Annotated in this window: 14 protein-coding genes; 11 read left to right on the top strand and 3 right to left on the bottom strand. The window is 69.7% G+C overall.

Annotated elements, in window-relative coordinates; all coding sequences use genetic code 11:
• Nucleotides 1-73: 73 nt before the first annotated feature.
• Together ACWC9T_RS24605 and ACWC9T_RS24600 are read right to left on the bottom strand one after the other, a co-directional pair.
• Nucleotides 74-1,714, bottom strand: a complete 1,641-nt coding sequence (locus tag ACWC9T_RS24605; protein WP_449823205.1) for a transporter — start codon at nucleotides 1,712-1,714, stop codon at nucleotides 74-76.
• Nucleotides 1,711-2,520 carry an ABC transporter ATP-binding protein gene (locus tag ACWC9T_RS24600; RefSeq protein WP_449823204.1) on the bottom strand — a complete coding sequence of 270 codons (810 nt, stop codon included), beginning with the start codon at nucleotides 2,518-2,520 and terminating at the stop codon, nucleotides 1,711-1,713. Before ACWC9T_RS24600 ends, ACWC9T_RS24605 begins: the two co-directional genes overlap by 4 nt.
• A 251-nt stretch (nucleotides 2,521-2,771) precedes the next feature.
• Here ACWC9T_RS24600 and ACWC9T_RS24595 point away from each other — a divergent pair, with 251 nt between their 5' ends.
• The 11 genes from ACWC9T_RS24595 to ACWC9T_RS24545 all read left to right on the top strand — a co-directional run bounded on the left by ACWC9T_RS24595 (nucleotide 2,772) and on the right by ACWC9T_RS24545 (nucleotide 13,412).
• Nucleotides 2,772-3,329: a DUF1707 and DUF4190 domain-containing protein gene (locus ACWC9T_RS24595; RefSeq protein ID WP_449823203.1), complete on the top strand. Its 558-nt coding sequence runs from the start codon at nucleotides 2,772-2,774 to the stop codon at nucleotides 3,327-3,329.
• Between the two features lie 208 nt (nucleotides 3,330-3,537).
• Nucleotides 3,538-3,963, top strand: coding sequence for a hypothetical protein (locus tag ACWC9T_RS24590; RefSeq protein WP_449823202.1), 426 nt, complete (start codon nucleotides 3,538-3,540; stop codon nucleotides 3,961-3,963).
• A gap of 377 nt (nucleotides 3,964-4,340) precedes the next feature.
• Entirely contained in the window at nucleotides 4,341-4,712 is a 372-nt protein-coding gene (rpsL, locus tag ACWC9T_RS24585) for a 30S ribosomal protein S12 (protein ID WP_014144289.1), read from the top strand.
• A gap of 2 nt (nucleotides 4,713-4,714) precedes the next feature.
• Entirely contained in the window at nucleotides 4,715-5,185 is a 471-nt protein-coding gene (rpsG, locus tag ACWC9T_RS24580; protein ID WP_030055803.1) for a 30S ribosomal protein S7, read from the top strand.
• Nucleotides 5,186-5,224: 39 nt separating this feature from the next.
• The gene (gene fusA, locus ACWC9T_RS24575) at nucleotides 5,225-7,330 is read left to right on the top strand and encodes an elongation factor G (RefSeq protein WP_449823201.1); all 2,106 of its coding nucleotides are present in this window, start codon (nucleotides 5,225-5,227) and stop codon (nucleotides 7,328-7,330) included.
• Between the two features lie 221 nt (nucleotides 7,331-7,551).
• Complete coding sequence (tuf, locus tag ACWC9T_RS24570; protein ID WP_449823200.1) at nucleotides 7,552-8,745, top strand: elongation factor Tu; 1,194 nt, start codon at nucleotides 7,552-7,554, stop codon at nucleotides 8,743-8,745.
• A gap of 187 nt (nucleotides 8,746-8,932) precedes the next feature.
• Complete coding sequence (locus ACWC9T_RS24565) at nucleotides 8,933-9,892, top strand: glycosyltransferase family 2 protein (protein WP_449823199.1); 960 nt, start codon at nucleotides 8,933-8,935, stop codon at nucleotides 9,890-9,892.
• 2 nt (nucleotides 9,893-9,894) lie between these two features.
• Complete coding sequence (locus tag ACWC9T_RS24560; protein WP_449823198.1) at nucleotides 9,895-10,335, top strand: GtrA family protein; 441 nt, start codon at nucleotides 9,895-9,897, stop codon at nucleotides 10,333-10,335.
• Nucleotides 10,336-10,925: 590 nt separating this feature from the next.
• Nucleotides 10,926-12,248: a hypothetical protein gene (locus tag ACWC9T_RS24555; RefSeq protein ID WP_449823197.1), complete on the top strand. Its 1,323-nt coding sequence runs from the start codon at nucleotides 10,926-10,928 to the stop codon at nucleotides 12,246-12,248.
• A gap of 100 nt (nucleotides 12,249-12,348) precedes the next feature.
• Nucleotides 12,349-13,038, top strand: a complete 690-nt coding sequence (locus tag ACWC9T_RS24550) for a glycosyltransferase family 2 protein (protein WP_355669645.1) — start codon at nucleotides 12,349-12,351, stop codon at nucleotides 13,036-13,038.
• A complete protein-coding gene (locus ACWC9T_RS24545) occupies nucleotides 13,035-13,412 on the top strand; it encodes a DUF2304 family protein (RefSeq protein WP_449823196.1) in 378 nt (125 codons plus the stop codon). The genes ACWC9T_RS24550 and ACWC9T_RS24545 overlap by 4 nt, the downstream gene beginning before the upstream one ends.
• A gap of 99 nt (nucleotides 13,413-13,511) precedes the next feature.
• On the opposite strand, the gene ACWC9T_RS24540 is transcribed toward ACWC9T_RS24545, so the two are convergent.
• Nucleotides 13,512-14,228, bottom strand: a 717-nt coding sequence (locus ACWC9T_RS24540; RefSeq protein WP_449823195.1) for a hypothetical protein, incomplete at its 5' end; no start/stop codon positions are given.

Here is a 14,228-nt window from a genome sequence, read left to right as displayed (position 1 = left end):
GCCGACCGACGGGACAGGTAGGGCCCGCCCGGCGGATCTTGCCGGGCCCGCGACAACATCCGCCGGACAGGCCCTAGCGCTCGATCGCCTTGGCCAGGATCTCCGGGGTGCGCTCCAGCAGCCGCGCGGCCGCCAGCCGGACGCCCAGGGCGGCGATCAGGCCGCCGTAGAGCGGGCCGATCAGCAGCACCGGCCAGGTCGGCCCGTCCGAGGTCAGCGCCCAGAGCAGGTAGCCACCGACCGGCAGGGCGAGCAGCGCGACGCCGAACATCGAGCCGAACTGGTTGAGCAGGATCAGCCCGCCCTGCCCCGGGGCCGCGTTGCGCATCGGGTTGCTGTCGGCCGGCATGGTGTACGGCGCGAGGACGCTGAACACCGAGCCGAGCGCGACGCCGCAGCCGAGCATCGCCAACGCCAGGCCGAGCGCGGACGGCAGCCGGGCCCAGTCGCCGGTGACGGCGGCCAGCACCAGCCCGAGCAGCACCGCGACCGGGACGGCGTACGACAGCACCGCGTACGCCCGGCCGCGCAGCTCGTCCCGGGCGTCGGCCGGGGTGCGCAGGGTGGCGGCGATCATCCAGAACGCCGAGCCGTCCATGCCGAACAGGTTGAGCATCTGCAGCCCGAGGAAGGTCCCGGTCATCGCCAGCAGGTAGACGCTCGACCAGCCCTGGACCACCGACAGCACGCAGATCACCAGCGTCATCCCGATGCTGGTGAACAGCGCCGCCTTGGCCCGCGGCTCGCGCCAGGCGTACCGCAGGTGACGCTGCATCACCGCGCCGGTCCGGCCCTGCGGCAGGAAGCGCCAGCCGCGCGACGTCTGCACCCCGCGCGCCACCTCCAGGGTGGAGGAGTCCGCGGTGACCATCAGCTCCTGCAGGCTGCTCCGCCACCAGCGCAGCAGCAGGACCAGCAGCGCCCCGGCCGCGGCCAGCTGCAGCAACGCCAGCGCGTACCGGCCCTCGCCGGCGGTGTGGGTGGCGTCGGCAGCGCTGATCGGCGGGATCCAGCGCAGCACCGAGGCGATGGGTGCCAGCGGGCTGAGGTCGATCGGCCCGCCCCGGCGGCCGAAGATGCTCTGCGAACCGACGTTGGCGGCCTGGACCAGCAGCGCGAAGGCCAGCCCGCCGAAGATCGCGAAGTCCTTGCCGCGCCGGCTGGAGAGCATCCGGGCGTTGCCGGCCGCGACCGCACGGGAGAGCGTCACCAGGCAGAGCACCGCGAGCGGCACCCCGACCACCGCAGCCGCGGCCGAAGCACCCCCCTCGGCGCCGGACAGCGCCGCGCCGGTCACCAGCACCAGGCTGATCAGCGGACCGGGCCCGATCAGCGCGGCCAGCAGCGAGCCGCGCAGCAGCGGACCGGGCCGCAGCGGCAGCATGGTGAGCCGGGTCGGGTCGGCGCTCTCGTCGCTGGAGAACAGGAACAGCGGCAGCGCGGCCCAGCCCAGGGTGAGCACGCCGAGCAGCACCACCCCGGCGTTCGCGGAGCCGTCGTAACGCCCGTTCAGCGCCGTCATGGCGACGGCGACACCGCCCGCGAAGGCCAGTCCGAACAGACCGCCGATGACGTAGACCGCGGTACGGCCGGGGCTGCGGCGCAGCCCGTTGCGCAGCAGCCTCAGCTTGAGCGCCACCAGGGCGCGGACCACCGTCCGTCCGTCGGGCACAACAGCGCTCCTTTCGACGGTGACCTCGCTGCGCTCGCTCACCGGGCGCTCCCGCCGAGCCAGCCGAGCGCCTGGCCGTCGTCCTCGCGGACGCCGATCAGGTCGAGGAAGGCCGCGTGCAGGCTGCGCCCGCCCCGGACGGAGTCCAGCGGGCCCTGGGCGATCACCCGGCCGGCGTTGACCACCGCGACCCAGTCGCAGAGTTGCTCGACCAGCTCCATCACATGGCTGGAGAAGACCACCGTGGAGCCCGCCGCCGCGTACCGCTTGAGCACGCCGCGGATGGTCTGGGCGGAGACCGGGTCGACGCCCTCGAAGGGCTCGTCCAGGAACAGCACATCGGGGTTGTGCAGCAGCGCGGCGGCCAGGCCGACCTTCTTGCGCATGCCGGTGGAGTAGTCGGCGACCAGCTTGTCGGCGTCGTGGCCGAGGTCCAGGACGGCCAGCAGCTCCTCGGCGCGGCGGTCCACCTCGGCGTCGGGCAGGCCGCGCAACCGGCCGGTGTACTGCAGCAGTTCGCGCCCGCTGAGCCGCTCGAACATCCGCAGGCCCTCGGGCAGGATGCCGATCCGGGCCTTGACCGTGACCGGGTCGGCCCACACGTCAGTGCCGTGCACCAGCACGGTGCCCTGGTCGGGCCGGAGCAGGCCGGTGACCATGGACAGCGTGGTGGTCTTGCCCGCGCCGTTCGGCCCGACCAGGCCGATGAACGCCCCTGCGGGCAGTTCCAGGCTGAGCCCGGCCACGGCGGCCTGGCTGCCGAAGTGCTTCCACAGCCCTTGGATGCTGACGGCGGACGGGGTGTCCGGGCCGGGGTGGTCGGAGGACGGTGGCGCTGACGCCTGCATGGCGGCCTTCTGTCTTCGCTAGGAGATGGATGAACGGTTGTCCGGGGCCCAGCCTGTCATCGCCCGAACAGGCTGTCGCCCGCCTTGAGCATCCCCTGAGCGTGTCCCCCGAACGGGTGAGGCGCGCCACCCCGCGGCCGTGTGCCGACGGTCGGTGGGCCGATTTGGCAACTACTCAGCTCCCCCGTTCGTCCTGCACTATGAGGACCAGTGAGCGCGCGCGGGGGTTCCGCGGTGCCGGGAGGTGGCGGATGTCCGTTCAACCGTGGGGCGAGTACCGTCCCTCCCATCGGCACGGCCATCGGCCGGCGGTCCCCGGCGGGCAGCCCGCGCCCTCCCCGCAGGCGGCGATGCGGGCGAGCCACGCGGACCGCGACCGGACGGTGGACGTGCTGAAGGCCGGCTTCGCCGAGGGCCGGCTCTCCGCGGAGGAGTACGAGCAGCGCCACGAGGCGGCGGCCCGGGCGCTCACCTACGGCGAACTGGCCGCCCTGGTGGCCGACCTGCCGGCCGGGCCGATGGTGACGCCGCCGCTGCAGGCCGTGCAGCCGGTCCCGGCGACGTTCCTGCCGCCACCTCCGGCACCGCAGGTCCGTCCCACCAACGTGCTGGCCGTGGTCTCCGTGGTGTGCGGCCTGACCGGCTTTCTGGCACTGCCGGCGGTGGTCGCGGTGGTCACCGGCCACGTCGCCCGGGCGCAGATCCGCGAGCGCAACACGAACGGGGACGGCGCGGCCGTCCTCGGGCTGGTCCTCGGCTACCTGGGCTGCGCCTTCTGGATGCTGATGATCCTGGTGGGCGCCAGGTAGTTCGCCCGCTGTCCGCCGTTCGCCGCGCTGCGACGCCCACGGCCGCCTCGGAGAGGCGACGCTTCAAGCGTCTCGGCGGCGGAGCGGCGGCGGCGGTCCTTCACCCTGTTCGGCGTGGTCACCGCGGCCACTCCGATGGCGCTCTTCATGTTCGGTGTGGTCAACCCGAGCGGCCGGGATCGTGGTGATACCGATAGCGGCCCAGGCCATGCAGGCACGCCAGCTGGGCATGATCCGGCAGGGCCGCTACCTGCTGCCGATCGCCGTCGGGCTGCCGATCATGTGCGCCGCGCTCTGCCACGAGCGACTGCCGTGGGGCGGTTTCGCCTGGCGACGGCTGCTGGTGCTCTCCGGCTTCTCGCTCGCACTGGTCAACGCCGCCGCCTTCGTCTGGGCGCTGCGCCGCAACGCGGTCGGCACCGACGGTCCGCTGCTGATCAGCCCGGCCGCCTGGGTGCCGCACGGCGGCTGGCCGATCTGGGTCGCGGTGTACTCGGTGGCGGCGCTCGCGACGGGTCTGCTCACCGCGGTGTCGGACAACCGTGGGCAGGCCCTGCCGCCGTTGTCCGACGGGCCCGGGGGCAACGTCGCGGAGGACCGCGCCCGGCTCGCCGGGGCCCGTTCGGAGGCGTAGGGTTTCGCGGTGCGGGCGGTGCTCGGTTGTGGTAAGGAGCTCCGCCCCGGACCGGTTCCCGCCCCGCTTCCGGCGGGAACCCCACGACCTGCGGCGTTGCATTTGTTTTGACCGCGCCCCATGCGCTAGGTACGCTCTGACCTTGTGCCTGGGGTGTCCCCGGGTCCTTGTGCGTGCATGCACACCGGTCGCCGCGCCGAGCCGGAGCGCCTCCCAGCGCGCCGCGCGTAGAGCGCCGTCGCTGTACATCAGCTCATGGGATTCCGTGTCGGAATAGCCCAACACACCCGACCGCGTGGGTCGACCACGGGGTCGTGTGCGAGGGAACACCGCAGGTTAGTTCCACCAAGCCTTGGCACACAGAAAACGGAGAAACGGTGCCTACGATCCAGCAGCTGGTCCGAAAGGGCCGGCAGGACAAGGTCGAGAAGAACAAGACTCCCGCGCTGAAGGGCTCCCCGCAGCGCCGTGGGGTCTGCACGCGTGTGTACACGACCACCCCGAAGAAGCCGAACTCGGCTCTCCGCAAGGTCGCCCGTGTGCGCCTCACCAGCGGGATCGAGGTCACCGCTTACATTCCGGGCGAGGGCCACAACCTGCAGGAGCACTCCATCGTGCTGGTGCGCGGTGGTCGTGTGAAGGACCTTCCTGGTGTCCGCTACAAGATCATCCGCGGTTCGCTCGACACCCAGGGTGTCAAGAACCGCAAGCAGGCCCGCAGCCGCTACGGCGCCAAGAAGGAGAAGTAAGAATGCCTCGTAAGGGCCCCGCCCCGAAGCGCCCGGTCATCATCGACCCGGTCTACGGCTCCCCCGTCGTCACCCAGCTGGTCAACAAGATCCTGCTGCACGGCAAGCGCTCCACCGCCGAGCGGATCGTGTACGGCGCCCTCGAGGGCGTCCGCGAGAAGACCGGCTCGGACCCGGTCGTCACGCTGAAGCGCGCGCTGGAGAACGTCAAGCCGGCCCTCGAGGTCAAGTCCCGCCGTGTCGGTGGCGCGACCTACCAGGTTCCGGTCGAGGTCCGCCCGGGCCGCGCCAGCACCCTGGCGCTGCGCTGGATGGTCGGCTACTCCCGCGCCCGTCGCGAGAAGACCATGACCGAGCGCCTGATGAACGAGATCCTCGACGCCAGCAACGGCCTGGGCGCTTCCGTGAAGCGTCGCGAGGACACCCACAAGATGGCCGAGTCCAACAAGGCCTTCGCGCACTACCGCTGGTAGTCCGTACCCCGTCACTAGACAGAGAGAGAACGAGCCACCATGGCTGCAACCTCCCTTGACCTCGCCAGGGTCCGCAACATCGGGATCATGGCGCACATCGACGCGGGCAAGACCACCACCACCGAGCGGATCCTGTTCTACACCGGTGTCTCGTACAAGATCGGTGAGGTCCACGATGGCGCTGCCACCATGGACTGGATGGAGCAGGAGCAGGAGCGCGGCATCACGATCACGTCGGCCGCGACGACCTGTCACTGGACGGTCGACGGCGTCGACAACACCATCAACATCATCGACACCCCGGGGCACGTCGACTTCACCGTCGAGGTGGAGCGTTCGCTGCGCGTCCTCGACGGTGCCGTGACGGTGTTCGACGGTGTCGCTGGTGTCGAGCCCCAGTCCGAGACCGTGTGGCGGCAGGCTGACCGCTACGGCGTCCCGCGCATCTGCTTCATCAACAAGCTGGACCGCACGGGCGCGAACTTCTTCTTCTGCGTCGACACCATCGTGGAGCGCCTCGGCGCCACCCCGCTGGTGATGCAGCTCCCGATCGGTGCCGAGTCGGACTTCCAGGGCGTTGTCGACCTGGTCCGCATGAAGGCGCTGGTCTGGTCCGCCGAGGCCGCCAAGGGCGAGATGTACGACATCGTCGACATCCCGGCCGAGCTGCAGGAGCAGGCGAACGAGTACCGCACCCAGCTGATCGACACCGTCTCGAACGTCAGCGACGAGATCATGGAGCTCGCCCTCGAAGAGGCCGAGATCCCGGTCGAGCTGCTGCAGGACGCGATCCGCAAGGGCACCCTGAACTCGGACTTCACTCCGATCTTCTGCGGTACCGCGTTCAAGAACAAGGGCGTTCAGCCCCTGCTCGACGCGGTCGTCAAGTACCTGCCGTCGCCGCTGGACATCGAGTCCATCGAGGGCACGAAGCCGAACGACCCGGAGACCAAGATCTCCCGCAAGGCTTCGGACGACGAGCCGCTGGCCGCGCTGGCGTTCAAGATCATGTCCGACCCGCACCTGGGCAAGCTCACCTTCGTCCGGATCTACTCCGGCCGCCTGGAGTCCGGCACCTCGGTGCTGAACGCCGTGAAGGGCAAGAAGGAGCGCATCGGCAAGATCTACCGCATGCACGCGAACAAGCGTGAGGAGATCGAGTCGGTGGGCGCCGGCGACATCGTCGCCGTCATGGGCCTGAAGCAGACCACCACCGGTGAGACGCTGGCCGACGAGAAGAACCCGGTCATCCTGGAGTCCATGGACTTCCCGGCCCCGGTCATCCGCGTCGCCATCGAGCCCAAGTCCAAGGGTGACCAGGAGAAGCTGGGTGTCGCCATCCAGCGTCTCGCCGAGGAGGACCCGTCCTTCCAGGTCAACACGGACGAGGAGACCGGCCAGACCATCATCGCGGGTATGGGCGAGCTGCACCTCGAGGTGCTCGTCGACCGTATGCGCCGTGAGTTCAAGGTCGAGGCCAACGTCGGCAAGCCGCAGGTCGCGTACCGCGAGACGATCCGTCAGGCCGTCGAGCGCATCGACTACACCCACAAGAAGCAGACCGGTGGTTCCGGTCAGTTCGCCAAGGTGCAGATCGCGATCGAGCCGCTCGAGCAGGCCGAGGGCTACGAGTTCGTCAACCTGGTCACCGGTGGCCGCGTGCCGCGGGAGTACATCCCGTCGGTCGACGCCGGTTGCCAGGAGGCCATGGAGTTCGGTGTTCTCGCCGGCTACCCGCTGCAGGGTGTCCGCGTGAAGCTGCTCGACGGCCAGTCGCACGACGTCGACTCCTCCGAGCTCGCGTTCAAGATCGCCGGTTCGATGGCCTTCAAGGAAGGCGCCAGGAAGGCCAAGCCGGTTCTTCTTGAGCCGATGATGGCCGTCGAGGTCACCACGCCCGAGGACTACATGGGCGACGTGATCGGTGACATCAACTCTCGCCGTGGCCAGATCCGGTCCATGGACGAGCGTCACGGTGCCCGCGTCGTCACGGCGCTGGTGCCCCTCTCCGAGATGTTCGGCTACGTCGGTGACCTGCGCAGCAAGACCTCTGGTCGCGCCAGCTACTCGATGCAGTTCGACTCGTACGCCGAGGTCCCCAAGGCCGTGGCTGAGGAGATCATCGCCAAGTCCAAGGGCGAGTGAGGTCCGGCCCTGCCGGCTTCAGGATCAGTCCGACATTCGGGATGATTCCGACCCCTTAGGCTATTAGGAGGCGACCCGGGAGGATCCGGACGGATTCTCCCGGGGCCTCCGGCCCCCACCCCGCGGGACGGTGCGAGGTGCTTCCGGCACCACGGACCCAGCCCGATCAAGACCAACTGACGTCAGCACGGCGTACAGGAACTGTCCTCAGGAGGACTGCAGTGGCGAAGGCGAAGTTCGAGCGGACGAAGCCCCACGTCAACATCGGCACCATCGGTCACATCGACCACGGTAAGACGACCCTTACCGCGGCCATCACCAAGGTGCTGCACGACGCGTACCCGGAGATCAACCCCTTCACGCCGTTCGACCAGATCGACAAGGCGCCGGAGGAGCGGCAGCGCGGTATCACCATCTCGATCGCGCACGTCGAGTACCAGACCGAGGCGCGTCACTACGCCCACGTCGACTGCCCGGGTCACGCGGACTACATCAAGAACATGATCACCGGTGCGGCCCAGATGGACGGTGCGATCCTCGTCGTCGCCGCCACCGACGGCCCGATGCCGCAGACCAAGGAGCACGTCCTCCTGGCCCGCCAGGTCGGCGTCCCCTACATCGTTGTCGCCCTGAACAAGGCCGACATGGTGGACGACGAGGAGATCCTGGAGCTCGTCGAGCTCGAGGTCCGTGAGCTGCTCTCCGAGTACGAGTTCCCGGGCGACGACCTGCCGGTCGTCCGCGTCTCCGCCCTGAAGGCCCTCGAGGGCGACAAGGAGTGGGGCGAGAAGCTCCTCGGCCTCATGCACGCGGTCGACGAGAACATCCCCACCCCGGCCCGCGCCGTGGACCAGCCGTTCCTGATGCCGATCGAGGACGTCTTCACGATCACCGGTCGTGGCACCGTCGTCACCGGTCGTATCGAGCGCGGTATCCTCAAGGTCAACGAGACTGTCGACATCATCGGCATCAAGGAGACCAAGACCACCACCACGGTCACCGGCATCGAGATGTTCCGCAAGCTGCTCGACGAGGGCCAGGCCGGTGAGAACGTCGGTCTGCTGCTCCGTGGCATCAAGCGCGAGGACGTCGAGCGCGGCCAGGTCATCATCAAGCCGGGTTCGGTCACCCCGCACACCGACTTCGAGGCCCAGGCCTACATCCTGTCGAAGGACGAGGGTGGCCGCCACACCCCGTTCTTCAACAACTACCGCCCGCAGTTCTACTTCCGTACCACGGACGTGACCGGCGTCGTGACCCTCCCCGAGGGCACCGAGATGGTCATGCCGGGCGACAACACCGCCATGAGCGTTCAGCTGATCCAGCCGATCGCCATGGAGGAGGGCCTGAAGTTCGCCATCCGTGAGGGTGGCCGCACCGTCGGCGCCGGCCAGGTCACCAAGATCGTCAAGTAATTGATGCTCTGACCTGCCTCGCACAGGCCAGTCCGAAGGGCCCCACGCACCCCCGCGGTGCGTGGGGCCCTTCGGCGTCTCACCCGGCCCTCACCCGGGCGCCCTTCCTCTCACGGGCAGCTCATGGCCGACTGTTATGGTCGGCTCACCATCCAGCCCCGCCGTCGCGGAAAGTGGGACCCAACGCATGTCTACGGCACCGCTGCTCTCGGTCGTGATGCCGATCTACAACGAGCAGGAGGCGCTCCCGCTGACCGTCGAGCGGCTGCGTCCGATCCTGGACGGGCTTGGGGTCGACTACGAGGTCGTGGGTGTCGACGACGGCAGCCGGGACGCCACACCCGTGCTGATGCAGAAGATCCGGCAGGACTGGCCGGAGTTCCGCATCGTCCGCTTCGCCCGCAACTCGGGGCACCAGGCCGCGCTCACCGCGGGCATCCACCGGGCGCTCGGCGACTACGTGGTGAGCATCGACGCCGACCTGCAGGACCCGCCGGAGAAGATCCCGGAGATGCTCGACCTGGCCCGCGAGCAGAACCTCGACGTCGTCTACGGCGTGCGCGGGGACCGCGGCACCGACACCGTCTTCAAGCGCCGCACGGCCGGCGCGTACTACTGGCTGATGCGTAAGCTGGTCGGCAAGCGGATGCCCAACCAGGCCGGCGACTTCCGGCTGCTCAGCCGCGCGGCGGTGGACGCCCTCAAGCAGCTGCCCGAGCACCAGCCGGTCTACCGGCTGCTGGTGCCGTGGCTCGGCTTCCCCAGCGGCGAAGTGGTGTACGTGCGCGAGGAGCGGGTGGCCGGCGGCACCCACTACCCGCTGTCCAAGATGGTGCGGCTCGCGCTGGACAGCATCACCAACTTCTCGGCCGCCCCGCTGCGGCTGGCCACCTACCTCGGCCTGGTGAGCTTCGTGGTCTGCATCGCGCTCGCGATCCACGCCACCGTCTCGTACGCGCTCGGGTCGACCGTGCCCGGCTGGTCCTCGCTGTTCATCGGGATGCTGTTCCTCGGCGGCGTGCAGCTGATCTGCGTCGGACTGCTCGGGGAGTACGTCGGCCGGATCTACTCGGCGGTGCAGGCCCGCCCGAGCTACTTCGTCGGGTACGACTCGGCCGAGGACGACGAGCGGGGCACGGACCGGTGACCTTGGCCGAGGAGCCCGCCGGGCCCACCCCGAAGACCCGGCGGCAACTGCCGTCCTTCCTGGTCATCGGGCTTCTGAGCACCCTCTTCTACCTGGGCCTCTTCGTCGCCGCGCGGTGGTTCACCAACCCGCAGGCGGCGAACCTGATCGCGCTGGCGGTCAGCGCGGTGGCCAACACCGCGGCCAACCGCCGCTTCACCTTCGGGGTCGTCGGATCGGAGGGCATGGTCCGCCACCAGCTGCAGGGCGCGGTGGCCTTCCTGATCGGGCTCGGCCTCAGCTCGGGGGTGCTCGCCCTGCTGGACCGGGTGGTGCCGGACGCCTCCCGGTCGGTCGAGGTGGCCGGGCTGATCGTCGCCAACGGCCTGGCCACGGTGGCCCGGTTCGTGCTGCTGAAGGTCTGGGTGTTCCGGGGCGGGGAGTCGGGCCCGTCCGGGTCCTGACCAGCGGATCCGTTCCACCGTCGACCGTCCGGCGTCGCTCGGCGGGCGGACCGCGTTCGCGTGCGATGGTTCGCAGGCTGTCCAGAGGGCCCCTGAGCCGTTTGGGCCAACGCCACCCTCGGTATGCTGGGCGCTTGCAGCCTGCCCGCAGACGGTAGAGGAAGTCCGAACCCGGTAGGGGGAGACGGGCGGCAGGGACTTGACCGGAGGGGCACGGCACCGTGTCGACCGTACACAGCTCGCCCGACAGCGAGATCCAGCATCCGACCCGAGTTCAAGGGCGCCATCGAGCAGTTCCCTGCGCCGCACCCGACGCCGACCATCCTGACCGCAGACCGTTCCGTGGGTGACCGGATCAAGCGGGGCCTGGCCGAGCACGGCCTGACGGTCAATGTGGTGAGCGATCAGGACACCTCTGGACCCAGCCGTGGGGCCGTGCCTTCCCCGGGGTCTGAGATGAGGTCACGGGGGATGCCCGTGCGCACCGAGCATTCACGGCCACCCGCTACTATTCACAGCAATCGCACGGCCTGGCCGGCCTCGTGCGGAGACGTGTGGCAAGGCCGGCCGCTGAATTCGGTGGTCATGTGATGAAGAACCCGATCGCCAAGCTGCTTGGGGTGCTTCCCCCGGGGGCGCGGCTCGTGGTCGGTGGCACAGTCGTGCTCGGAGCCTCGGCGTACGTCTACATGGCGCTCGTGGGCTACAGCCTGGGCACCGCAGGCGCGGCCAGGGTGACGATGCTCTGGACCATCGTGATGTCCGTGGGGTGGGGACTCTTCCAGCCCGTCGAGCTGGAGCTGACCCGGCTGGTGGCCGCCCGCAAGGTGGCCGGGCACGGAGCGCTACCCGCGGTACGGCGGATGCTGCTGCTCGCCATGGCGATCCTGGTCGCGGTCTGCGCGGTGCTGGCCGCCGCCGTCGGCCCGATCGCCGACCTGCTGTTCAGCGGTGACAAGTCGCTGGTGCTGGCCCTGGCCGGCGGCCTGGCTGGCCTCGCGGTGAGCTCGGTCGCCCGCGGCGCGCTGGCCGGCCTCGGGCTGTTCGGTCCGTACGGCAGCCAGCTGGCCGTCGACGGCGGGCTGCGCATCGGCCTGGCCGCGCTGGCGGCGGTGGTCGGACTGCACTCGGCGCTGGCCTTCGGCCTGATCCTGTTCGTCTCCCCGCTGGCCGCCTCGCTGATCGGCCTTCGCGGCACCCTCGCCGACCGCGCCCCCGGGCCCGAGGTGTCCTGGAAACAGCTCACCAGCGGCCTCGGCCTGCTGATCGCCTCGGTGCTGCTCAGCCAGCTGGTGGTGAACGCGACCGTGGTCTGTGTACGCCTGCTCGCGCCGAAGCATTCCGAGGCCTCCGACGCGCTGGTCTTCGCGGTCGGCCAGGCCGTGGTGATGGCCCGGGCTCCGCTGTTCGCCTACAGCGCCCTGCAGGCCTCGATGGTCTCCGCGCTCTCCGGCGCCGCCGCGGCCGGCGACCACGCCGAGTTCCGCAAGGTGCTGACCCGCACCACCGCGATCGTCGCCGCGATGTGCATCGGCGGCGGCCTGCCGGTGATCGTGCTCGGCTCCAAGCTCAACCCGCTGCTGTTCAACGCCAAGGACGTGCTCGGGCCGCTGGACTTCGTCTGGCTGGTGTTCGGAACGCTCTGCTACGTCCTGGCGACGGTCTTCGGCCAGGCGCTGATGTCGAGTGCCCAGCACCGCCGTCAGCTGGTGGGCTGGACCGCCGGTTCCGTAGCATTGGTGGCTGTCGCGCTCACTCCGGGCAACGTCGGTCTCCGCGCGGAGCTCGCGTACCTGGCGGGCTCGCTGGTCAGTGCCGTCCTGATGCTGTGGTCGCTGTACCGCGCCTTCCCCTCCCGCCCCGCCGCCGTGTCGGCCGACCGGACCGCAGCAGAGCCGCTGCGGACCTCCTGAGGGCGGGGGACGGACTGTGATCGGCCAACGCCCATGATCATCACCGATAGACAGACCCGAGGCACGCGACGCCGTGCCGTTCGCCAAGCATGGAGCACCTGTGTCCGAGTATGACAACGTCTGGCTGGTGATCCCGGCCTACAACGAAGGCCAGGTGATCGCCGACGTCGTGGAGGGGGCACGCAAGACCTTCCCGAACATCGTGGTGATCGACGACGGCTGCACCGACGACACGGCCCAGCACGTCATGTCGACCGGCGCCCACCTGGTGCGGCACCCGGTCAACCTGGGGCAGGGCGCCGCGCTCCAGACCGGTCTGAGGTACGCGCTGGAGCAGGAGGGCGCCGAGTACTTCGCGACCTTCGACGCGGACGGCCAGCACCAGACCGCGGACGTCGAGAAGATGGTGGCTCTGCTGCGCCAGGACGAGGCCGACATCGTGCTCGGCTCCCGCTTCATCGAGCAGACCGGCCAGGTGCCGTGGATCAAGCGGGTCGTGCTCCGCACCGCCGCCGCGGTCAGCCCGACCGCCCGCAAGCTCAAGCTCACCGACGCGCACAACGGTCTGCGCGTGATGAACCGTGAGGCCGCCAGCCGGATCAAGATCACCATGAACGGCATGGCCCACGCTTCGGAGATCGTTTCCTTCCTCGCCGGCTCGGACCTCCGGGTCGCCGAGGTCCCGGTGGACATCCTCTACACCGACTACTCGCGCGCCAAGGGCCAGTCCCTGATCAACGGCGTGAACATCCTCTTCGACATCTCGCTGCGGGAGCGTAACCGCCGATGAATCACCTCTGGATCCAGCTGATCCTGGTCGTGGCCGCGGTGGCCATGGCCCTCCTGTTCGTCCGGCGCTGGGACGCGGCGAACACCCGGGCGTGGAAGCGCATCGCCTTCGCGCTGTTCGTGATCGCCAACGTCGTCGCCATCCTGTGGCCGACCGGCGTGACCAAGCTGGCCACCGCGCTCGGCGTCGGCCGCGGTACGGACCTGGTGCTCTACCTGATGGTGATCGCCATGGGCTTCCTCACCCTCAACACCTACCTGCGCTTCCGCTCGCTGGAGAAGAAGCTCACCGACCTGGCCCGCACCGTGGCCATCACCGAGGGCGTCCGTCACAACAGTGACCGCCTCGACGCCCCGGTCGGCTCCGATCGCTGATCCCGGGTCGTAGCAACGGCGCAGCACCAACGGCTGAGGGCCGGCCCCGTCAGGAGTGCCGGCCCTCAGCCGTTGGCGGTGGGGCTCAGCCCCCGGCCTCTACTCCGTCGGCGGCTTCGGGTCCTTCGGACGCGAGTTCTGGCTCCGGCAGGTCAGCACCTGGTTCTCGGGCTTCTGCTGCCTTTCCTGCTCCTGGCGGACCTTGGCCGCCTGGTCGTAGACGGTCGGAACACCGGGGTCGACGCACTGCTTGCCCGAGACGTACGGCGAGCAGGTGCCGTCCAGGCCACGCAGGATCTGGGCCTTGTAGGCGAAGGTACCGGTGCTGTCGTTCCGCGAGTCGGGCATGTACCGGCTCCCGGTGGACGAGCCGGCCATCGCGAACAGCAGGCCGAGTGCGCAGAGCGAGGCGAGGGCGTACCGGCGGGGCGTACGGGCGGCGGTGGCCGTCGGCCCCGCGGCGGCCGTCCGCTGGCGCTTCTCCAGGTACCGCTCGATGCCCAGGAACAGCGCCAGGCCGGTGAGCACGATGAAGCAGTACAGCAGCTGCTGGTTGGTGCGCGGGTAGAGCATCACCGCCTGGTTCTTGTACATGTGGGCGGCGTACCAGTAGCGCATCAGGAAGGCGCTGGCCGCGGCGGCGGCGGTCGCCAGCACGACGGAGTTGCGCGGACCGACCACGAGCGCGGCGGCGCCGCCGACCAGCAGCACGATGGCGAACAGCCCGACGCCGCCGATCTCGCCCGGCTGCGGCCAGGCACCGAGCCCGAGGCCGCCGGGGGTGTCGCTGCCCCACATCAGGAAACACCCCGAGTG

The organism is Kitasatospora sp. NPDC001159 (assembly GCF_053598235.1).
Note: the sequence above shows the minus strand (reverse complement) of the source record. Positions and strands in the feature narration are given on the sequence as shown.